Origin of the sequence: Micromonospora inyonensis (assembly GCF_900091415.1) — a bacterium.
Taxonomy (GTDB): Bacteria; Actinomycetota; Actinomycetes; order Mycobacteriales; family Micromonosporaceae; genus Micromonospora; species Micromonospora inyonensis.
This window is the reverse complement of the sequence record NZ_FMHU01000001.1, coordinates 467,436-487,076: the sequence shown is the minus strand read 5'-3', so window position 1 is coordinate 487,076 and position 19,641 is coordinate 467,436. Positions and strand designations below refer to the sequence as shown.

At 70.5% G+C, this 19,641-nt stretch carries 22 protein-coding genes, 2 pseudogenes and 2 CRISPR repeat arrays (1 of these 26 cut by a window edge); of the genes and pseudogenes, 18 read left to right on the top strand and 6 right to left on the bottom strand.

Going from position 1 to position 19,641, the window contains the following annotated elements; genetic code table 11:
• The first annotated feature begins 97 nt into the window (after window positions 1-97).
• The gene (locus tag GA0074694_RS32525; RefSeq protein WP_245714513.1) at window positions 98-592 is read left to right on the top strand and encodes a hypothetical protein; all 495 of its coding nucleotides are present in this window, start codon (window positions 98-100) and stop codon (window positions 590-592) included.
• 293 nt (window positions 593-885) lie between these two features.
• Here GA0074694_RS32525 and GA0074694_RS32520 read toward each other — a convergent pair.
• Window positions 886-1,656 (bottom strand): annotated as a pseudogene (locus GA0074694_RS32520) (EamA family transporter); the annotation flags it as partial.
• A 138-nt stretch (window positions 1,657-1,794) separates the two neighbouring features.
• Between GA0074694_RS32520 and GA0074694_RS01950 the strand changes: the two are divergent.
• Both GA0074694_RS01950 and GA0074694_RS01945 read left to right on the top strand, forming a co-directional pair.
• The gene (locus GA0074694_RS01950) at window positions 1,795-2,307 is read left to right on the top strand and encodes a MarR family winged helix-turn-helix transcriptional regulator (protein ID WP_245714512.1); all 513 of its coding nucleotides are present in this window, start codon (window positions 1,795-1,797) and stop codon (window positions 2,305-2,307) included.
• A 210-nt stretch (window positions 2,308-2,517) separates the two neighbouring features.
• A complete protein-coding gene (locus tag GA0074694_RS01945; protein WP_091451494.1) occupies window positions 2,518-3,252 on the top strand; it encodes a Type 1 glutamine amidotransferase-like domain-containing protein in 735 nt (244 codons plus the stop codon).
• Here GA0074694_RS01945 and GA0074694_RS01940 read toward each other — a convergent pair.
• Complete coding sequence (locus GA0074694_RS01940) at window positions 3,230-3,829, bottom strand: exonuclease (protein WP_091451490.1); 600 nt, start codon at window positions 3,827-3,829, stop codon at window positions 3,230-3,232. The two genes, GA0074694_RS01945 and GA0074694_RS01940, sit on opposite strands and share 23 nt — an antisense overlap.
• Before the next feature lie 162 nt (window positions 3,830-3,991).
• Between GA0074694_RS01940 and ychF the strand changes: the two genes are divergently transcribed.
• The 5 genes from ychF to GA0074694_RS01915 all read left to right on the top strand — a co-directional run bounded on the left by ychF (window position 3,992) and on the right by GA0074694_RS01915 (window position 7,032).
• A complete protein-coding gene (gene ychF, locus GA0074694_RS01935) occupies window positions 3,992-5,077 on the top strand; it encodes a redox-regulated ATPase YchF (protein ID WP_091451486.1) in 1,086 nt (361 codons plus the stop codon).
• A gap of 13 nt (window positions 5,078-5,090) precedes the next feature.
• Complete coding sequence (locus GA0074694_RS01930) at window positions 5,091-5,510, top strand: hypothetical protein (RefSeq protein WP_091451483.1); 420 nt, start codon at window positions 5,091-5,093, stop codon at window positions 5,508-5,510.
• 9 nt (window positions 5,511-5,519) lie between these two features.
• Entirely contained in the window at window positions 5,520-5,870 is a 351-nt protein-coding gene (locus tag GA0074694_RS31345; protein WP_176737751.1) for a hypothetical protein, read from the top strand.
• Window positions 5,848-6,702: a class I SAM-dependent methyltransferase gene (locus tag GA0074694_RS01920; protein ID WP_091458514.1), complete on the top strand. Its 855-nt coding sequence runs from the start codon at window positions 5,848-5,850 to the stop codon at window positions 6,700-6,702. Before GA0074694_RS31345 ends, GA0074694_RS01920 begins: the two co-directional genes overlap by 23 nt.
• Before the next feature lie 111 nt (window positions 6,703-6,813).
• Window positions 6,814-7,032 carry a hypothetical protein gene (locus GA0074694_RS01915; RefSeq protein ID WP_141713944.1) on the top strand — a complete coding sequence of 73 codons (219 nt, stop codon included), beginning with the start codon at window positions 6,814-6,816 and terminating at the stop codon, window positions 7,030-7,032.
• Here GA0074694_RS01915 and GA0074694_RS32515 read toward each other — a convergent pair.
• Window positions 7,029-7,226: a hypothetical protein gene (locus tag GA0074694_RS32515; protein ID WP_091451471.1), complete on the bottom strand. Its 198-nt coding sequence runs from the start codon at window positions 7,224-7,226 to the stop codon at window positions 7,029-7,031. The genes GA0074694_RS01915 and GA0074694_RS32515 overlap by 4 nt on opposite strands.
• A gap of 186 nt (window positions 7,227-7,412) precedes the next feature.
• On the opposite strand from GA0074694_RS32515, the pseudogene GA0074694_RS32510 reads away from it, so the two are divergent.
• Window positions 7,413-7,643, top strand: a pseudogene (locus GA0074694_RS32510) (LPXTG cell wall anchor domain-containing protein); the annotation flags it as partial.
• Window positions 7,644-7,735: 92 nt separating this feature from the next.
• Here GA0074694_RS32510 and GA0074694_RS01900 read toward each other — a convergent pair.
• Window positions 7,736-8,332, bottom strand: a complete 597-nt coding sequence (locus tag GA0074694_RS01900; protein ID WP_218105634.1) for a TetR/AcrR family transcriptional regulator — start codon at window positions 8,330-8,332, stop codon at window positions 7,736-7,738.
• Between the two features lie 55 nt (window positions 8,333-8,387).
• Between GA0074694_RS01900 and GA0074694_RS01895 the strand changes: the two genes are divergently transcribed.
• The 7 genes from GA0074694_RS01895 to GA0074694_RS01865 all read left to right on the top strand — a co-directional run bounded on the left by GA0074694_RS01895 (window position 8,388) and on the right by GA0074694_RS01865 (window position 13,912).
• The gene (locus GA0074694_RS01895; RefSeq protein ID WP_091451468.1) at window positions 8,388-9,146 is read left to right on the top strand and encodes an SDR family oxidoreductase; all 759 of its coding nucleotides are present in this window, start codon (window positions 8,388-8,390) and stop codon (window positions 9,144-9,146) included.
• Window positions 9,147-9,342: 196 nt separating this feature from the next.
• Complete coding sequence (locus tag GA0074694_RS33525) at window positions 9,343-9,663, top strand: alcohol dehydrogenase catalytic domain-containing protein (RefSeq protein WP_176737750.1); 321 nt, start codon at window positions 9,343-9,345, stop codon at window positions 9,661-9,663.
• A 148-nt stretch (window positions 9,664-9,811) separates the two neighbouring features.
• On the top strand, window positions 9,812-11,065 hold the full coding sequence (locus tag GA0074694_RS01885) for an IS110 family RNA-guided transposase (protein WP_091451465.1): 1,254 nt from the start codon (window positions 9,812-9,814) through the stop codon (window positions 11,063-11,065).
• Window positions 11,066-11,132: 67 nt separating this feature from the next.
• Window positions 11,133-11,843, top strand: coding sequence for an NADP-dependent oxidoreductase (locus tag GA0074694_RS01880; RefSeq protein ID WP_245714511.1), 711 nt, complete (start codon window positions 11,133-11,135; stop codon window positions 11,841-11,843).
• A gap of 66 nt (window positions 11,844-11,909) precedes the next feature.
• Window positions 11,910-12,323, top strand: a complete 414-nt coding sequence (locus GA0074694_RS01875) for a nuclear transport factor 2 family protein (protein WP_091451462.1) — start codon at window positions 11,910-11,912, stop codon at window positions 12,321-12,323.
• Window positions 12,324-12,449: 126 nt separating this feature from the next.
• Window positions 12,450-13,232, top strand: coding sequence for a DUF4253 domain-containing protein (locus GA0074694_RS01870; protein ID WP_091451459.1), 783 nt, complete (start codon window positions 12,450-12,452; stop codon window positions 13,230-13,232).
• The gene (locus tag GA0074694_RS01865) at window positions 13,223-13,912 is read left to right on the top strand and encodes a class I SAM-dependent methyltransferase (RefSeq protein WP_245714510.1); all 690 of its coding nucleotides are present in this window, start codon (window positions 13,223-13,225) and stop codon (window positions 13,910-13,912) included. The genes GA0074694_RS01870 and GA0074694_RS01865 overlap by 10 nt, the downstream gene beginning before the upstream one ends.
• An 11-nt stretch (window positions 13,913-13,923) precedes the next feature.
• On the opposite strand, the gene GA0074694_RS01860 is transcribed toward GA0074694_RS01865, so the two are convergent.
• Together GA0074694_RS01860 and GA0074694_RS01855 are read right to left on the bottom strand one after the other, a co-directional pair.
• Window positions 13,924-14,232 (bottom strand): type II toxin-antitoxin system RelE family toxin, encoded by a 309-nt coding sequence (locus GA0074694_RS01860; protein ID WP_091451456.1) that lies wholly within the window; start codon window positions 14,230-14,232, stop codon window positions 13,924-13,926.
• Window positions 14,229-14,564, bottom strand: a complete 336-nt coding sequence (locus GA0074694_RS01855) for a type II toxin-antitoxin system prevent-host-death family antitoxin (protein ID WP_245714509.1) — start codon at window positions 14,562-14,564, stop codon at window positions 14,229-14,231. Before GA0074694_RS01855 ends, GA0074694_RS01860 begins: the two co-directional genes overlap by 4 nt.
• Before the next feature lie 317 nt (window positions 14,565-14,881).
• On the opposite strand from GA0074694_RS01855, the gene GA0074694_RS01850 reads away from it, so the two are divergent.
• Together GA0074694_RS01850 and GA0074694_RS01845 are read left to right on the top strand one after the other, a co-directional pair.
• Entirely contained in the window at window positions 14,882-15,535 is a 654-nt protein-coding gene (locus GA0074694_RS01850; protein WP_091451449.1) for a M15 family metallopeptidase, read from the top strand.
• A 797-nt stretch (window positions 15,536-16,332) separates the two neighbouring features.
• Window positions 16,333-17,154: a CRISPR direct-repeat array (repeat unit 28 nt; unit sequence GGATCACCCCCGCGTGCGCGGGGAACAG).
• A gap of 121 nt (window positions 17,155-17,275) precedes the next feature.
• A complete protein-coding gene (locus GA0074694_RS01845) occupies window positions 17,276-18,118 on the top strand; it encodes an IS5 family transposase (protein WP_091451445.1) in 843 nt (280 codons plus the stop codon).
• Between the two features lie 40 nt (window positions 18,119-18,158).
• A CRISPR array of direct repeats spans window positions 18,159-19,641; the repeat unit is 28 nt; unit sequence GGATCACCCCCGCGTGCGCGGGGAACAG; it runs 376 nt beyond the window's last position.

The window sequence follows — 19,641 nt, the reverse complement described above, 5'->3', positions numbered from 1 at the left end:
GTGCAGGGTGCCCCTGCAACCCTTTCGGGCCGGCCGGCGCGGAAAGTGTCGGAGGGAGCGGGTACCGTCCGGGGCCAACTCAAGAAGGGGTGCGTCGATGGGGAGCGTGGCCGGGCCGGGACGGGTGGAGGCATGGTCGGCGCGACCCGGGCTCGATCGGGCGGTGGTGCAGGGGTTCTACGACCGGATGCGGGCGGTCGCCCCGGCGGCGGTCGGCGCGATCGAACGGGACCGCGCCGGCGATCCGGGTCGCAGGTTCGCCGACACCGCCTGTGGCCGACTCGTCCGGTCGCTCGACGATGCCGGGCTGCGGGCGTTGGGCATGTGGACGCACCACTGGTGCCTGCGGTTCTACGACGACGACACCCGGGTCGGTCGCCGGCTGATCGGGGAGATCGCCGGTCGCGCCGGGCTCGGCTGGACGGTCGACGAGGTGCGCTGGATGCTCGGCGAGTCGTACGCCGCCCCGCCCACCGCCGGTGACCGGTTCGCGCTGCCCAGGTCTGCTGCCGGTGAGCTGGACGCGGCCGACCTGCCCGAGTTCGACGCCGGCCCGCCAGGCGCGCCGACCGGATACGACGCCGTCGGCTGAGTGGCCGCCGGAGGCTGAGTGGTCACCGGAGGCTGAGTGGTCACCGGGGGCTGAGTGGTCACCGGAGGCTGAGTGGCCGCCGGGGGTTGAGTGGTCGCCGGAGGCTGACCAGCGGAGGAGGCCGAGGGCTGGTCACCGGCAGGGATCGGGCAGCCGAGTGGTGGGGGAGGCGGGGTCTGGTCAGCGGAGGGCGCCGGGGGCCGGGCACCGGGCCGTGGTGCGAGTTGCCCGGCGACGGTGGCGGCGACGGCGACGGCGAACCCGGCCTGCTGCACCGGGGTGAGCGCCTGGTCCAGCACGAGCCAGCCCAGCACGGCGGCGGTGAGCGGGCTCAACGCGCCGAGCAGGGAGACCTGGGTGACCGCGAGCCGGGCCGCGCCCCGGAACCAGAGCGCGTACGCCAGCGCCGTCCCGACCAACCCCAGCCAGGCGTATCCGAGCACGGCCGGGGCGTCCGGGACCGGTGGTGGGCCCTCGTCGACCAGGGCGAGAGGCGCCACCAGCAGTCCGCCCACGGTGAGCTGCCAGGCGGTGACGGCGAGGGTGCCGGCGCCGGCCGGGCGTCCCCAGCGGCGGGTGAGGACGAGGCCGGTGCCCATCGCCAGGGTGGCGGCCAGCCCGGCGGCCACCCCCAGGGGGTCCAGCGCGGCGTCGGGGCGGAGCACCACCAGGGCCACCCCGAGCGGCGCGGCGACGGCGGCGACCAGCGCGCGGGGTCGGGGGCGCTCACCCAGCACCAGGACGGTCAGTCCGGCGACCAGGAGCGGCTGGATGGTGCCCAGCACGGCGGCGGTGCCGCCGGGCAGGTGGTACGCCGAGTAGAAGAGCAGCGGGAAGAACGCGCCGATGTTCAGGGCGCCGAGCACCGCCGAGCGCCACCACCACGATCCGTGCGGCAGTTGACGGGTGACGGCGAGCAGGAGCAGTCCGGCGGGGAGGGCGCGTAGCGTCCCGGACCACAGCGGCCGGTCCGGCGGCAGCAGTTCGGTGGTGACCAGGTAGGTGGTGCCCCAGGCGACGGGAGCGAGGGCGGTCAGGGCGGTGTCGGTCCAGCGGCGGATCATCGGAAACTCCTCTCACCACCAAATAGCTTAGCGCTAAGATACTTGCCGGTGAGATTGATGTGGGATGCGGCACCACCGGGTCGGTCGGCAGGGCCGCCCGGCGCGTGGCCGGCGGTGGGTGCCGGGGAGAATCCGGGGGTGGCTGAGCGGACGACCCCCGACGACGTGGACGTCATCGTCGAGCAGTGGCGCCGGGAGCGCCCCGACATGCGTCCCGAGCCGATGGCCGTCTTCGGCCGCGTCTACCGGCTGGCCCGGCTCGTCGGTGACGCGCAAGAGCAGGTCTACGCCCGCTGGGGGATCACCCGTGGCGAGTTCGACGTGCTGGCCTCGCTGCGGCGGGCCGGTGCTCCGTACACCCTCTCGCCGAAGGCGCTCACCGCGGCGCTGATGCTCACCTCCGGCGGTATGACCGGTCGCCTCGACAAGCTGGAACGCGCGGGACTGCTGCGGCGCTCGCCGGACCCGGCGGACCGGCGCGCTCTCCAGGTCACCCTCACCGACGCCGGCCGTCGGGTGGTCGAGGAGGCCGTCGACGCCGGACTGGAGGTGCAGCGCCGGATCCTCGACGCGCTCCCCGCCGACGACCAGGCCCGCCTCGCCGACCTGCTCCGGGACCTGCTCGCCGCGGTGGAACCCGAGCGTCCCTGACCGCCCCCGTACCGGGTACCCCCGATCAGTCGTGGGCGGCGGCGTGCGGTGCCTGCAGGGGTCCCCTGCTACCGCTTTTTGACGAGGAGGGGGCCCCTGCAGGCACCTCAGGCGACGGCCCCGGGCCGGCGGACGCGGCGGGCGACGGCGGTCGGTGCCGGTACGGCAGGATGGGGCGGGTCCCGGTAAGCCGGACCGGAAGGGGAGCCCGTGCCCGCCAGCGAACCCACCATCCTCGCCACCAGCATCGGTTTCTTCAGCCGTCGCCGTGGCCCCTGGGACTGGCGACCCGGCCCGGTCTTCGAGCTGGCCGCCGAGCTGGCCGAGGCCGGCCCGGCACCGAGGATGTGCTTTCTCGGGCAGGCCGAGGGGGACCAGCCGACCACGCTGACCGCCCTCTACGGAGCGTTCGCCGGCACCCGGTTCCGCCTCTCCCACCTCAACCTGTTCCCGATGCCCAACGTCGAGGACGTCCGGGCCCACCTGCTCGCCCAGGACGTCGTCTGGGTCGGCGGCGGTAGCGTCGCCAACCTGCTCGCCGTCTGGCGGGTGCACGGGCTCGACGAGATCCTCCGCGAGTGCTGGGCGGCCGGGGTGGTGCTGGGCGGGGTCTCCGCCGGCTCGATCTGCTGGCACGTCGGCGGGGCCACCGACAGCTACGGCCCGACACTGCGCCCGTTCACCGCCGGACTGGGCTTCCTCCCGTACGGCAACGGGGTGCACTACAACAGCGAGGACCAGCGCCGGCCGCTGATCCACCAGCTGGTCGGCGACGGCACCCTGCCCACCGCCCACTGCACCGACGACGGCGTCGGCCTGGTCTACCGGGGGACCACGCTGGTCGAGGCGGTCGCCGACCGCGAGGGGGCGTCCGCGTACGAGGTGAGCCGCAACGCCGACGGCACGGTCACCGAGACCCCGATCATCCCTCGTCTGCTGGGCTGAGCCCGCGCCGTTGCCGGGACCGGCGGAGGGCGTCGAACACCTGGGCCAGCTCGGCGGCGTCCTCGCCGGCGTGGTGGGTGTGCGACAAGTGGGTCAGCCCCAGTTCCCGCTTCGCCGTGCTCTTGTGGCTGCGGGACCACTCCCGGCCGGTCAGCCCCATGTAGTAGCTGCGCAGGTCCACCCCGGAGCCGGTCGCCCCGAACGGGCTGCGGCCGACGAACCGGACGAAGTACCAGTGCACGAACATGCCGTCCCAGACGGCGGGAGCGGCGAGGAACACCGGCCTACCGATCCGCCGCAGCCCCTCCACCCAGCGGGCGGCGGCGGCCATCGCGACCTCCGGCGCGGGTGCCTCCCGCCGCAGCCGCTCCCGGTCCAGCCCGGAGACGGCGAGCGCCTCGGAGACGTACTCGTCCGAGATCGGCCTCAGCTCGGTGTAGAAGGTCAGCCGGGGGTGGCCGGCGACCGCCAGGCCGAGCGACAACATACTGTACGGGCCGGGGATCGGCCCGTCGGCCTCCACGTCCGCCGCGACGTACAGCTCGGGCAGCTGTGCCGGGACAACTCGCTGGGCCATCGTGCCTCCCCGTAGATCTTCGGCAGCGCAGGGTAACAACGGCCCGTCGTCCCCGGCACCCGTTTTCCGGGTACGCCCGTTCGCCGCGCGCCCGCGACCCCGTCGACCTGGACGCGCCGCCCGACGTGAACGGCCGGCGGTCGGCGCGTAAGCTGGCTCGTCGTGAGTCTGAGCATCGGGATCGTCGGCCTGCCCAACGTCGGCAAGAGCACCCTGTTCAACGCGCTGACCAAGAACGACGTGCTCGCGGCGAACTACCCGTTCGCCACCATCGAGCCGAACGTCGGCGTGGTCGGCCTGCCCGACGAGCGGCTGCACAAGCTGGCCGAGATCTTCGACTCGCAGAAGGTGCTCCCCGCGCCGGTGTCGTTCGTCGACATCGCCGGCCTGGTCCGGGGCGCGTCCAAGGGGCAGGGCCGGGGCAACGCGTTCCTGGCCAACATCCGGGACGCCTCGGCGATCTGCCAGGTGGTGCGCGCCTTCTCCGACCCGAACGTGGTGCACGTCGACGGCAAGGTCTCCCCGGCCGACGACATCGAGACGATCAACACCGAGCTGATCCTCGCCGACCTCCAGACCCTGGAGAAGGCGCTGCCGCGACTGGAGAAGGAGGCCAAGCTCCGCAAGGACCGGGCCGCCGCCGTCGCCGCCGCCAAGCAGGCGGTCGAGGTCCTCGACTCCGGTACGACGCTCTACGCCGGTGCGAAGGACGCCGGCATCGAGCTGGAGCACCTGCGTGAGCTGCACCTGCTCACGACCAAGCCGTTCCTCTACGTCTTCAACGTCGACGAGGAGGAGCTGGCCAACGCCGGGTTCCTCGACGAGCTGCGCGCCCTGGTCGCCCCCGCCGAGGCGGTCTTCATGGACGCCAAGATCGAGTCGGAGCTGGTGGACCTGCCCGAGGAGGAGGCCCGCGAGCTGCTGGAGTCGATCGGGCAGTCCGAGCCGGGCCTCGACCAGCTCGTCCGGGTCGGCTTCCGCACGCTCGGGCTCCAGACGTACCTGACCGCCGGGCCGAAGGAGGCGCGGGCCTGGACGATCCCGGTCGGCGCGACCGCGCCGGAGGCCGCCGGGGTGATCCACTCCGACTTCCAGCGCGGCTTCATCAAGGCCGAGGTGGTCTCCTTCGGCGACCTGGTCGCGGCCGGATCGATGGCCGCCGCGAAGGCGGCCGGCAAGGTCCGGATCGAGGGCAAGGAGTACGTCATGCAGGACGGCGACGTCGTCGAGTTCCGGTTCAACGTCTGAGACTGCGGCTCCCATGTCCAGCGACGTCACGGTCGATCTCATCCGCTCGTTGATCGAGGCCATGAACGAACCCTCGTTGGGCAGCACCGTGCAGGGACCGGTGGAGGACTGGGAATCGCTGGCCATCGTTCTGGAGTTCGGCGACGGTTATCGCAGCGCGTCCGGATACGCGTACCTGCCTGAAGGCGCGGTCGCGCCGGTGGCCTGTAGGTGGTCGAGCATCCGACCGGCTGTGGATGCCTACCTGGGGAGCTACTACGAGCCTGGTGATCTGCTGCCGGTGAAGATGCTCGTGCAGTTCGACCGGACGACCGGAAAGTACGAGGTGACATTCGAGGAGACGAACGAGGACCGCTGGAAGACGCGACCGACGAACTACCGGCAGATGCGAGAAGAGTTGCGCCCGAGGTTGGACGGAGTGCGCAATGTCTAGCGGCACGAAGTGAGCGGTCCGCCGAACGTCGGCCGGAAGGGCGACGGTCTGCCCCTGGTGGCGATCCACGGCAACGGAGTGGACCACCCGCTGCTGCTCGCGCTCGACGACTGCCCGGCGGAGCCAGGTTGTGGGGAGCGGATCTATCTCGACCTGCCTGGCTTCGGCGGGACCCCGCCGTTGGACGGAACAGGTGGTCTGCCGGCACTACCCATGTGCGACCTTCGTGGCGCTCGACGGAGCAGGGCCAACGTGCATCTGGAACAGCCGGACATCGTCCACGCCCTCCTGCGGGAGTGGTCGGGGAGGGTCCGATCGACGATCGGCGGTGACCCGGGTGAAGTCCGCTTCGGCGTCTGAGCACGGCTGGGAGTGGGACGAGTCCCTGTTCGCCGGCAGCGCGCCCTACTACTCGCGGGGCCGGCTGCCCTACGCCGCCAACCTCCCCGAGGTGCTGGAGCAGGCCCTCGACCTGGACGGCTCCGGGCGCCTGCTCGACGTCGATTGCGGACCGGGCACCGTCGTCCTGCCGCTCGCCCCGCTGTTCGAGGCGGCGGTGGGAGTCGACCCGGACGCGGGAATGCTGGCCGAGGCGCGCCGACGGGGCGAGCAGGCCGGCGTGCGGAACGTCCGATGGGTACGGGCGCGAGCCGAGGAGCTGCCCGCCGGCCTCGGTACCTTCCGGGTGGCCGTCTTCGCGCAGTCCTTCCACTGGATGGACCAGGCGCAGGTGGCGGGTACGGTCCGCCGGATGCTCGACCCGGACGGGGCGTTCGTCCACATCAGCGACGCCAAGGAGCCGCTGCCCCCGGACGGGCTCCCGCACCCGCTTCCTCCCGCCCATGGCATACGGGAACTCGTACGGCGTCACCTGGGCCCGGTGCGCCGGGCGGGTCAGGGCGTGCTGCCGCACGGCACCCCCGGCGGGGAGGCCGCCGTGCTGGCGCAGGCCGGCTTCGCCGGCCCCGAGCGGCTGAGGGTGCCGGTCGACCTGGCACTGGAGCGGACCGTCGACGACGTCGTCGCCTTCGTGTACTCCCGCTCGGACTCGGCACCCCACCTCTTCGGACCGGGGCTGGCCGAGTTCGACGGTGAGCTGCGGAGCCTGCTGACCGAGGCGTCCGACGACGGTCGGTTCTCCGAGCGGGTACCGGACACCGAAGTGTTCGTGTGGCGTCCGTCCCGACCGTGACCCCGACCGTCCCGGGTGGACGGAGCGCCGCAGGTGACGGGCGGTATGGTGACGCGATTGTCGTCATACACCACGGGGGTTTCCATGACGATCCGCCGGTACGTCTGTGCCGTGAGCGCCACACTCCTCGCGGCTGGACTCGCCGCCACACCCGCCGCAGCCGCCCCGGATCCGAGCGCGTCGGACCCGGCGAAGCTCGCCGCCGGCACGTTGAAGGACCCGGAGACGGGCAAGAACCGTAAGTACCTGGTCGGTCAGGGCGAGGCCGTGCCGGTCGTACTCGGCGTGACGAACGTCGGCGACGCGCCGGTTGACGGCCTCGTCCTTTAGGTCCGCGTCCTCAACGACCTCGACCTCACCACGAAGTACGAGAACTGCTGGTACGCCGTCGACAGCAACCAGGAGACGGCCTGGTGCGAGTTCGACGCCGAGCTGGCGCCCGGCGCCAGCCTGGCCGTGACGGGGGCGGGGATCTCCACCAGCCCGGACGCCCGTGCCGAGAACATCTCCTCCGTCGTGTACATGTGGTTCAAAAGACGCATGCCGACGCGCAGGGCGGCATCCAGGCGCTGGCCGACAAGTGGGCCGGGCAGGGCACCAAGGCGGTCCGGGGCACGGGTGACACGCTGCCGACGGCCACTCCGTGGGGCGAACTCGGGGGAATCGGGGGGCCGATCGGCTTCGCCGGTGTCGGCCTCACCACGCCGCCCACCGCGACGCCGACCCCGTCGAGCACGGCGAGTGCCACGCCCAGCGCCACCCCGACCGGCGCGCCGACCGCCGCTCCCTCCGCCAGCGCGGGTGCCGGTGGCGAGGGCGGCGGTCTGCCGGTGACCGGTGCCGGCACCGCGACCGTGGCCGGCGTGGGCGGTGTGCTCCTGCTCCTCGGGGGTGCCGGCTACCTGATCGCCCGCAGGCGTCGTACCCGTTTCGTGGCGTAGCCCCATTCCGATCTCCAGCGCTCACCGACGTGCCCGAGGGCCAGTGACAAGACCCCGTCACTGGCCCTCGTCGTTGTCCGCCGCTGACCCTCCTACGCTCTGTTCGGGATGAGTCGCTCGGCGGTCTGCGCGACAAGGCGGAGCTGCTCGTACCCAGCACCGTCACGGGCTTGCACGGACATCCCTTGGATCAAGGCGGCCAGTGTCCGAGCGAGTGCGTTGGTGTCGACTCCCTCCGGGAGTTCACCAGCCGTCACGGCATGGGTGAAGCGCTCGCGGAGCATCTCGACAGCGCGCTCACGCTCAGCCCGCACAACGTCAGCCGCGAAGCGGGCGTCCGGGCTCGTCGCCAGCATCCCCGTGGACACCAGGCACCCGCGACCGGGCAGCGTGGTGAACTCTCGTGCGGCTCGGTCGAGGTAGTCGCCGACCGCCGCCACGAGGGGAAGGTCGTCACGGATCCCGAACCCGTACCGCTCCTGATACCGCTGAACAGCCAGTTCGAAGAGGCGCTCCTTCGACCCGAACGCTCGATACCAGGCGGGAGCGGTCAGCCCCGTCGCCTCCTGCAGCCGGGCAAGGCTTGTCCCCTCGTACCCGTGCTCCCAGAACAGCAGAAGAGCCGCCTCCAGGGCGGTGTCCGGATCGAACGAGCGGGGGCGACCCCGCGGCCGCGTCTTCATTTCCATAGCGACTGCTACGATATCCCGAACATGATTTCGTAGCGATCACTACGGAGGAACCTTGCCCCGCTCGACCGCTCTCATCACCGGCGCCTCCCGTGGCATCGGCGCCGCCATTGCACGTGGACTCGCCCGCGACGGGATCAGGCTGGTCGGCATCCACTACGGCCACGACCGTGCCGCCGCAGAGGACACCGCCACCCGGATCCGCGCAGGGGGTGCAACCCCCGTGCTCATCCAAGCCGACCTGGCCCGGGGTGCGGCGGCTGCCGCGCAGGTTGCCGCGCAGTGGAAGGATGCCGTCGCGCTCCACGGGCATACGGGCACCGACGTGCTCGTGAGCAACGCAGGCATCAATGGAGCGCAATCTATTGGTCAGCTCGACACCGCCACCTACGATCGCGTCCTGGCCGTGAACCTCGCCGCGCCGACGTTCCTCCTCCACCACCTCACCGATCACCTGAACGACAACGGCCGTGTCGTCGCCATCTCGACCGGCTACACCCGCATCGCGGCACCCACCCACATTGCCTACACGGCATCGAAAGCCGGACTCGAAGGCGTCATCAGGGCAGTCGCGCCCGAACTGGCCAAGCGAGGAATCACTGCCAACTCCGTCGCGCCCGGAGTGGTGGACACCGACATCAACGCCGACTGGATCGACGCACCAGGCGCACGTGAACACGCCGAATCACTCTCGGCCTTCGGTCGGTTGGGCACCTCCGAGGACATCGCCGACGTCGTCCGCTACCTGGCCGGCGACGGAGGGCGGTGGATCACCGGGCAGACCATCGACGCCACCGGCGGCACCCGCCTCTAAGGGCCGTTGACAGAGTGGCGCGCCTGCCTGGATGCCCCGGGGGCTCTGGCGGCACGTCGCGCGGTGGCTGGCTCGCCGGGCGATGGCCGGATCATGACGCATGTTGTCGATCTGGCCACTGGTCCGGCCTCGCTCATGAGGGGATGTTGGACCTGCGCAGCCGCGCATGCGGCCAATGCGACAGGTGAGGAGCGAAGTGACAACCAGTTCAGCGCGAGTGCCGGCACGGATGCTCGCCGTCAGTCAGGACGTGGGCGGGCCGCCCGACGTCCTGAAGATCATCGAGATGGACCGCCCGGTCCCGACCGTCGGCGAGGTTCTCGTCCGGGTCCACGCCGCCGGGGTCAACCCCACCGACTGGAAGACCCGGGCTCGCGGGCAGTTCGCCACCGGCGCCGTCCCGCCGTTCGTTCTGGGCTTCGACGTCTCAGCTTCCCCTGCCCCTTGCGGGGCCGCCGTGGGGCGGGAAAATGGTGCCGCTCGTCCGGGTCGAGGTCGAACCGTCACTGATGCCTGAAGCTCGTGTCTCAGCTTGACCCTGGCAGCCGCGTACTTCGGGAGTCGTGGATTGTTGCCGTAAGAGCACGAGTACCAGATTCTTTGCCTCCCGCAGCTGCCGGCTCGGACGGCTATGTGATGTCGCGAGGGGAAGGAGACGGCAGGCCGTGGATGTGCTGCATGATCGTTGTGCCGGGTTGGACATCAGCAAGCGGGACGTGAAGGCGTGCCTGCGGACCCCGGGAACACGGCGTAACCAGCGGCGAAGCGAGGTACGTACGTTCGCCACGACCACCAACGACCTGCTGGCGCTGCGGGACTGGCTGGTCGCCGAGCAGGTCAGCCTGGTCGTCATGGAAGGCACCGGCGACTACTGGCGGGCCCCGTACTGCCTGCTCGAAGACGCCCTGAACGTGGAGTTGGTCAACGCTCGGCAGGTCAAGGCGATGCCCGGACGCAAGACCGATGTGGCCGATGCGGTGTGGCTGGCACAACTGGCCGAGTGCGGGTTGCTACGGGCCAGCTTCGTGCCGCCCGAGCCGATCCGCCAGCTTCGCGATCTGACGCGGTACCGCACGGTACTGACCGAAGAGCGTACCCGGGAGGCCCAGCGGCTGGAGAAGGAGTTGGAGGACGCCGGGATCAAGCTGTCCAGCTTCGCCACCGACATCCTCGGTATCTCCGGGCGCGCCATGTTGGAAGCGCTCATCCGTGGAGAGCGCGACGCGCAGGTATTGGCGGAGATGGCGCGAGGCCGGATGCGGTCCAAGATCCCTGACCTGGCCCAGGCGATGATCGGCCGCTTCGGTGATCACCACGCGTTCCTGTGCCGGATGCATCTGGACCGCATCGATGCCATCAGCCGGGACATCGCCACGTTGAGCACCCGGATCGAGCGGGTGATGGCACCCTTTCGTGACCAGCTGACCCGGTTGGATGGCATTCCCGGGATCAGCCTCCGGGTCGCTGAGGTGATCATCGCGGAGACCGGTGGGGACATGTCCCGGTTCCCCACCGCCGGGCATCTGGCCTCCTGGGCCGGGGTGTCGCCCGGTAACCACGAATCCGGCGGCAAACGCAAGTCCGGCAAGACCACCAAAGGCAACCGGTGGCTGCGCGACGCCCTCGGCACCGCCGCGATGGCCGCGGCCCGTTCCAAGAACACCTACCTCGGCGCCCAGTACACCCGCCTCGTACGCCGACTCGGCAGCAAACCCAAGGCCCTGGTCGCCTTGGAACACTCCATCCTGACCTCCGTATGGCACATGCCCACCGACGGAACCGGCTACCAGGACCTCGGCGCCGACCACTTCCTACGCCGCGACCCCGAACGCGAACGCCGCCGCGCGATCGCCGCACTGAACAAGCTCGGCTACACCGTCACCCTCAACCCGATCGAACCCACCACGAAAGCCGCGTGAACAGGTAAGACGATCAGTCACGGTCGTTATTTTCGTACCAGGGGTCGTCGAAGAGGTCGGGCCCGGGGTGACTCTCTTCTCGCCGGGCGACGAGGTGTTCGGCATGCCGCGCTTCCCGCACCCGGCGGGGGCGTACGCGGAGTTCGTGACCGCTCCCGCCCGTCACCTCGTCCGCAAGCCGGCGAACATCGACCACACGGCCGCTGCGGCGTTGCCCCTGGCGGCGCTGACCGCCTGGCAGGCTCTGGTCGACACCGCCGACATCCAGCGGGGCCAGCGCGTCCTTGTCCATGCTGCTGCGGGAGGGGTGGGGCATCTGGCTGTCCAGATCGCCAAGGCGCGTGGCGCACGGGTTGTCGGTACCGCGAGTGCCGCCAAGCACGACCTCCTTCGGAGGCTGGGTGCGGACGAGCTGATCGACTACAGGACAGCAGATTTCGGTGCCCTCCGTGACATCGACGCCGTGCTCGACACCATCGGCGGGGACTACACTCCGCGTTCCCTCCGGACCCTGCGGAAGGGCGGGATTCTCGTCTCGCTTCTGCCCATGGACCCGGGCTTCCCCGCCGGCCTGGCCGAGGAACTCGACGTGCGTGCCACCCGAATCCTCGTCGAGCCGGACCACGCAGGCATGCAGGCGGTCGCAGATCTGGTCGCTCGCGGCCAGTTGCGGGCGCTCATCGACACCACCCTTCCGCTGGGGGAAGCAGCTCAGGCGCACAAGCGCGGCGAGACGAACAGCGCCACGGGAAAGATCGTCCTCTCAGTCGTCGCCTGAGCCGTCCTGGTGATCGCACACGATGGCCTACCCGGCCACATCCAACAGAAATGGAGTTCCACCCGCATGAGCAGTGCAACGTCAACCAGCACGGCTGCCGTCGTCGAGTCCTTCTTCACGCGTTTCGCCGCTGGTGATGTACCTGGCCTGATCGACCTCTTCGCCGACGAGCTCGACTTCGTGGTCGAAGGGTCCCCTCGCATCCCGTGGTCGGGGCGCCGTTCCTCTCCGGCTGAGCTGGAGGCGTTCTTCGCATCGTTCGGTCAGGTCCTCGGGCCGGCCAAGGAGTACAACGTCACGGCGACGGTCATCGACGGGGACAACGCGGTGGTGATCGGGCACAACTCGTTCGAGGTTCTCGCCACGGGGAAGGTCTTCGACAACCACTTCGCACTGCACATGGTTGTCGAGGACGGCAAGATCACGACCTATCGCATGTACGAGGACAGCTACGCGATCAACGCCGCATTCGCGGACTGAGCCGCTGGTGGGACGCCCAAGGCTGAAGCGTGCGGTGACCGTGACCGATCACCGGTTCTGGTCACCGCACGGTGCCCCGACGCCTGCCCCGCACGCCCTGTCGTACGGGTCGCCTACGCTCCCACCATGATCACAGAGCTGCCCCGGCTGCTCGCCGCCTCGCCGGCGGGGACGCTCCCGCCCGGTCGGCCGGTCACGCCGGAGGACGGCGGGCCGCCGCCGTACTGGCTGAGTGACGACCCGGCCGAGTTGACCTCCTGGGCCCGACTGCGGGCCCGGCACCACGAGACCGGGCTGTGGCCGCTGCTGCTGAGCGGCCTGTCGTGCCAGGAAGACCGGCCGTGGATCGTCGGTGAGGTGAGCCCGGCGCGGATGTCGTCGCCGGACCGCTACGACGCGGCGGAGCTGCTGGCCGAGGGGTGGGCGGGCGGGCAGCCCGACGAGGACGACCCGGAGGCGCAGGAGATCACGCTGCCGTTCGGCACCCGCTGGCCCGGCCTGGCCGCCCCCGGTGAGTCGACCGATCCACCTGACGATTTCGCCGACGAGTGCGCCGAGTTCGTCGCGGACGGCCGGGCGCGGCTCGGCCTGGTGCCGGCCGCCCGGGGCGCGGACACGCTGGCGTCGATCGGCTGGACCGGCCCGATGAACATCACCGGCGACTCGGGGAAGATCGCGTCGGTCGTCCGGAGCTGGGAGGACCGCTTCGGGGCCCGGGTGATCGGCGTCGGGTTCGACACCCTGCGCCTCAGCGTCGCCGCCCCACCGACCACGACCGAGCACGCGCTGCGGGTCGCCGCCGAGCACTTCGCCTTCTGCCCCGACAACGTCTGGCAGGGCAGCGGCACGCTCGCCGACTACGCCGACGAGATCATCGGTGCGAACATGTGGGTGTTCTGGTGGGACTGACCGCGCCGGTGCCCGACGACGCACCCGTCCCGGACTTCCTGGCCACCACCCGCGCCGGGTACGACACGATCGCCGCCGACTACGCCGAGCACTTCCGCGCCGAGTGGGCCGACCTGCCCCTGGAGCGGGGCATGTACGGCGCCTTCGCCGAGCTGGTCCGGGCCGCCGGCTCCGGGCTGGTCGCCGACGTGGGCTGCGGTCCGGGGCAGCTGACCGCGCACCTGCACACGCTGGGCCTCGACGTCCTCGGCATCGACCTGTCGGCGGGAATGGTGGCCGTGGCCCGCCGCGACCACCCCGACCTGCGGTTCCACCTCGGCTCGATGACGGCGCTGCCGATCGCCGACGGCGTCCTCGGCGGCCTGGTGGCGAACTACTCGATCATCCACATCCCGCCGGAGGTGCTGCCGACGGTGTTCGCCGAGTTCCGGCGGGTGCTGGCACCCGGCGGTCACCTGCTGGTCGCCTTCCAGGTGGGGGAGGACATCCTGCACCTGAGCAGCGCCTTCGGCCGGGACATCGCACTGGATTTCCGCCGCCTGATGCCGGAGCGGGTGGTCGAGCTGCTGGAGCGGGCCGGGCTGTCGGTCCAGGCCCGCCTGCGGCGCGAGCCCCGCCCCCACGAGCGCTCACCACAGGCCATGCTGCTCGCCCGCCGGTCGAGTGGGCGGCGAGAATGACACACCGCTCGTCACCGGTTCGTCCACGGCCCGGTCAGCGAGGCGGTCAGAACCGGTAGACCTCCCGGCGGGTGGCCCAGGTGAACAACGAGCACCAGCAGCACCGAGTCGTCGACCGTGTAGACGATCCGGTAGTCGCCGACCCTGACCCTCAGCAGTCCGGCATGACCGGCGAGGCTGATCGCACCCTCGGGCCGTGGGGCCACGCTCAGCGCGGCGATCGCCACGACGAGCCGTGCCTGTACCGACGGGTCAAGCTTGCGGAGCAGCTTTGCCGCCGCTCGATCGAGCTTGACCTCGTACCGTCCGGGACCGCTCACAGGCCCAACTCGGCGCGCAGATCGGCCAACGAGATCGGCTCGTCGCCCGCGTCGATGCGGGCCAGTGCCTCCCGCGCGGCGGCCACGTCCTCGGCGTCCTCCGCCCGTTCGATCGCTTCCGCTACCTCGACCGGCACGATGGCCGCCATCCGCTGGCCGCGTCGGGTGACATAGGTGATTCGACCGGCGTACGCGGCGCGGGACACCACATCGGCCAGGTGATCACGAGCATCGGAGATCGAGAGATCGCGCGCAGGTTCGGTCACGTACGGATCGTACAACTCGTACGACTGCTCCTGCCCCGCCTGGCCGACGTCGGCCCAGGCGCGCACCGAGCTACAGCAGGCGGGCGACATTGAATTCAGGGCCGCCACGGTCCGGGCGGGCGGGCTCGGCGCGAGAATGACACACCGCTCGTCACCGGTTCGTCAAAATGTCACAGCCTGCCGATTGTTCGAACTGAATTGGTCGTGACCGGGCAATCCGCGCACCGTGGAGACGCGTCGGCACGGAACCCGAATGTGAGGTCGCGCCCGCGTTCTCGCCCGGGGCACGGTTTCCCGGAAGCGAGTCGCATTCGAACGTGACACGTTCTCGCGGATCCGTGGGCCGGCGCAGCGAAGGCTGTCGCCTCACCACGGGAGTTGGCATGACCACGAAATGCTTCACCTGGACCCGCACCCTCAGTCGGGGAGCCACCGGCAACGACGTGAAACAACTCCAGATCCGCATCGCCGGCTGGGTCGCCTACGGCGAGACCCTCGCGATCGACGGCGTCTTCGGCCCGGCCACCGCCGCCGCCGTCAAGCGCTTCAAGGCCGGCTACGACCTTGCGGACACGTCGGAGACCGCCGGCCCGTCGACCTTCAACCTGATCTACTCCATCCAGGACGACGACTGCACCCCACGCCACTTCGCGTATTCCGAGTTTGACGGTGGTTGTGGCCAAGCCGGCTTTTCCGGTGGTGCGGTCGACGCCGCCACCGTACGGGAGAACCTGTTGCGGGTCATGTGGCAACTGGAGGCATTGCGGCACAAGCTCGGTGACCGGCCGATCGTCATCTCCTCCGGATTCCGGAGTATCTCCTGCAACAGCAAGGTCGGCGGGGCGTCCGGCAGCCTGCACACGTACGGCAAGGCCGCCGACCTGGGCACGTCGAGCGGGCCGAGTCTCTGCGAGATGTGGCGGATGGCCCGGTACTGCGGTTTCAAGGAGATTCTGGGGCCGGGTTACCCCGACCACGACGACCACGTCCACGTCGGCAACAAGTCCAGCCAGTTCTGGCGCGCCCCGAACTGCTGAAACGGCGTCCTGATACCCCGCCGTCAGCTGCCCCCGCGCCGCCGTCGATCTGCCGCTGACGCAGGGCACTACTCGGTCGGGTCGTACGTGGGAACAGGGACAGGACGATGCAAGACACTACGACGCAAAGGATCACCCCCGCGTGCGCGGGGAACAGCCCCCCGCCCCCTGCCCGGCGACGACCGGACCGGGATCACCCCCGCGTGCGCGGGGAACAGGCGGAACGCGTGAGGTTGCAGCGCCTCGGCGAGGGATCACCCCCGCGTGCGCGGGGAACAGGAGAGAGCAGGTACGAGAGCCGTGGATCTTTGGGGATCACCCCGCGTGCGCGGGGAACAGTGGACCAGGCCGCGCCCCTGATACTCGGCAACCGGATCACCCCCGCGTGCGCGGGGAACAGCTCCGGGACGTCGACGACGTGGCCGACGCCATCTGGATCACCTCCGCGTGCGCGGGGAACAGGCGAGATAGCGCAGGGTGGCCCGGATCGTCGCCGGATCATCCCCGCGTGCGCGGGGAACAGGTGACAAAGTCGACCAGGGCGTCAATGTCGTCGGGATCACCCCGCGTGCGCGGGGAACAGTACCGGCGGACCTGCTGCTCCCCACACAGATCCGGATCAATCCCGCGTGCGCGGGGAACAGCGGCTGGGCCATGTGATCATGGCGTGGCGCTACGGATCACCCCCGCGTGCGCGGGGAACAGGGGCACTGCACCCTGACCTTCACGCTGCTCTCCGGATCACCCCCGGTGCGCGGGGAACAGGTTGACCCGTCAGGTCGGGTGAAGGTGACCTCGGGATCACCCCCGCGTGCGCGGGGAACAGTTCGAGCTGGCCGCCAGCGTCGGCATGTCGTTGGGATCACCCCCGCGTGCGCGGGGAACAGGCGACCGCGAAGACTGCGGCCCCGGTGAGTGAGGGATCACCCCCGCGTGCGCGGGGAACAGGCGGTCGCCGCGAGGATGGACGTCTGCGCCAGGGGATCACCCCCGCGTGCGCGGGGAACAGAAGGGGACGCTGACCGACATCACCCCCTTCACGGGATCACTCCCGCGTGCGCGGGGAACAGGAGCACGTGGCCGACCATGCCGACGTCGACCTGGGATCACCCCCGCGTGCGCGGGAAACAGGCGGTTCTGTCACGTGACGTTATGCCTGGAACGGGATCACCCCCGCGTGCGCGGGGAACAGGCCTCGGCCTCGGCCTGTAGCTCGGCGTGTCGCGGATCAACCCCGCGTGCGCGGGGAACAGAGGGCCTGCGGGGCTGCGCCACCACGCCCACCAGGATCACCCCCGCGTGCGCGGGGAACAGTCGCCCACGATGTCGGGCAGCTGCTTGTGGATGGGATCACCCCCGCGTGCGCGGGGAACAGGGCCTCGCCGTCGTCGGCGAGCGCGGACCCGAAGGATCACCCCCGCGTGCGCGGGGAACAGGCTCGGAAAGCAATCGACGGACGATCGAGACGAGGATCACCCCCGCGTGCGCGGGGAACAGGACACCTCGCCGTTCTTCCAACGCCGGATCGTCGGATCACCCCCGCGTGCGCGGGGAACAGGGGACGTGATGGCCCACGGCCGTCGCTGGAGGGGGATCACCCCCGCGTGCGCGGGAAACAGGACCCCAGGACCCGCATAAGAGGTCGCGCGGAATGGTGGGTTGATCGGCGCGCCTGAACGGATGCAGGCACAGAACTGGTGATCATGAAGTTGCTGACGCTCCGTGATCACGGGAGGTTCTGTGCCTGCCATCCCAGCATGGCTGATCGAGCCGTTGTGGGTCCAGTTCGCCGCGCTGCTCCCCGATCGGCCGACCTACCAACCGACACATCCGCTGGGCTGTCACCGCAAGCGGATCGATGACCGCATCGTGTTCGACAAGCTGGTCCAGGTGTTGCGGTTCGGCTGCGCCTACGAGGCGATCGCCGATGCCACCTGTTCGGCCACCACGATCCGCGGCCGCCGTGACGAGTGGATAGAGCTTGGGGTGTTCGCCCAGCTCAAACAGATCGCCCTGGACGCCTACGACCGGCTCGTCGGCCTGGTCCTCGACGACATCGCCGTGGACGGCTGCATCACCAAGGCTCCCGGCGGCGGCGAGGCCGCCGGACGCTCACCGGTCGACCGGGGCAAGCAGGGCATGAAACGCTCGTTGATGGTCGACGGCTACGGCATCCCCCTCGGCCGGGTCCTGGCCGCCGCGAACCGACACGACTCACCCCTGCTCGGCCCCACCCTCGACCACCTCGACGACCTCGGCCCACTACCCCAGGCCATCACGGTGCACCTCGACGCCGGATACGACTCCCAGGTCACCCGCGCCCTGCTGGCCGAGCGCGGCCTGACCGGTGAGATCGCCCACAAGGGCGACAAGGCGCCCATCCAGGCGAGCCAACGGTGGCACGTCGAACGGACGAACAGCTGGCACAACGCGTTCAACCGGCTGCAACGCTGCTACGAACGAACAGAGAAGGTCATCGACGCCTTCTTCGACCTCGCCGACGCGATCATCACCGTCCGCAGCCTCATCCGGCGTGCATGGACCCTCTACCGGTGGAACAACCGACCCGCCCGCCGCCGATGATCAACAACCATTCCGCGCGACCTCTAAGGTCCGACTTCGTGGGATCACCCCCGCGTGCGCGGGGAACAGAGTTCCTTTCTCTGCACGTCAGGAGTCCTTTCAGGATCACCCCCGCGTGCGCGGGGAACAGCTGGCGGTGATCGACAAATTCGGGGGCTACAAGGGATCACCCCCGCGTGCGCGGGGAACAGGGGCGCAGGTCGGCCAGCCACCGGAGGGGAGCAGGATCACCCCCGCGTGCGCGGGGAACAGGTCATCGCGTTGATCGTCCAGCGGTCCGAGCCGGGATCACCCCCGCGTGCGCGGGGAACAGGTGCCACGCCACATCAGCAAGTCCACCACCTACGGATCACCCCCGCGTGCGCGGGGAACAGGCGAAGGTGATCCGGTCCGCCTCACGCTTGGCCGGATCACCCCCGCGTGCGCGGGGAACAGGCCCACCGCCGGGAGCATGCCGCCGGTCAGCAGGGATCACCCCCGCGTGCGCGGGGAACAGCTGAGCATCTCGCTGTAGGCGCGCTTGGTGCGCGGATCACCCCCGCGTGCGCGGGGAACAGACTGACCCGTCAACGCCCGCCGCCCTCACCAACGGATCACCCCCGCGTGCGCGGGGAACAGGCCGACATCATGGAGGGTGTCGCGGTCGGCAAGGGATCACCCCCGCGTGCGCGGGGAACAGGGGATCGTGGGAGTCATGGACGCCGCGCAGACCGGATCACCCCCGCGTGCGCGGGGAACAGCCTCGACAACCCGCATGGCGGGTACCTGCTCGGGGATCACCCCCGCGTGCGCGGGGAACAGACCGCCGCGAGGGTCCGCTGCCGGGTATTGCCGGGATCACCCCCGCGTGCGCGGGGAACAGATTCCGTCCGTGGTCCGCAGGTAGCCGCGCCGGGGATCACCCCCGCGTGCGCGGGGAACAGACCGCCTGGAGCAGTTGGAACCCCAGCACCGACGGATCACCCCCGCGTGCGCGGGGAACAGGTCTGCCCGGTCGCCACGATCATGTCGGACCAGGGATCACCCCCGCGTGCGCGGGGAACAGATCGGCCAGCTCGCCGCGAACGCGCGGCCATTCGGATCACCCCCGCGTGCGCGGGGAACAGCCGGTGCGGACCGATGAGGTCGTCTTCGACGTCGGATCACCCCCGCGTGCGCGGGGAACAGTCATGCGTGACGGACGCGGCTGGGCTGCCGTGGGGATCACCCCCGCGTGCGCGGGGAACAGGAACCGCCGGGGGAACTGACGGCCTTGGGTCGTGGATCACCCCCGCGTGCGCGGGGAACAGGCCCCGGTGGTCCGCGAGTTGGCGCCGGTGGTGGGATCACCCCCGCGTGCGCGGGGAACAGATCGCCGGCCCGGACGGCAAGGTCGCCCTCGAAGGATCACCCCCGCGTGCGCGGGGAACAGCGAACGCCTGTGGACCGTCAGCGACGTCTCGGCGGATCACCCCCGCGTGCGCGGGGAACAGGTGGACCAGGCCCCTCAGTTGGTATTCGGCCACGGATCACCCCCGCGTGCG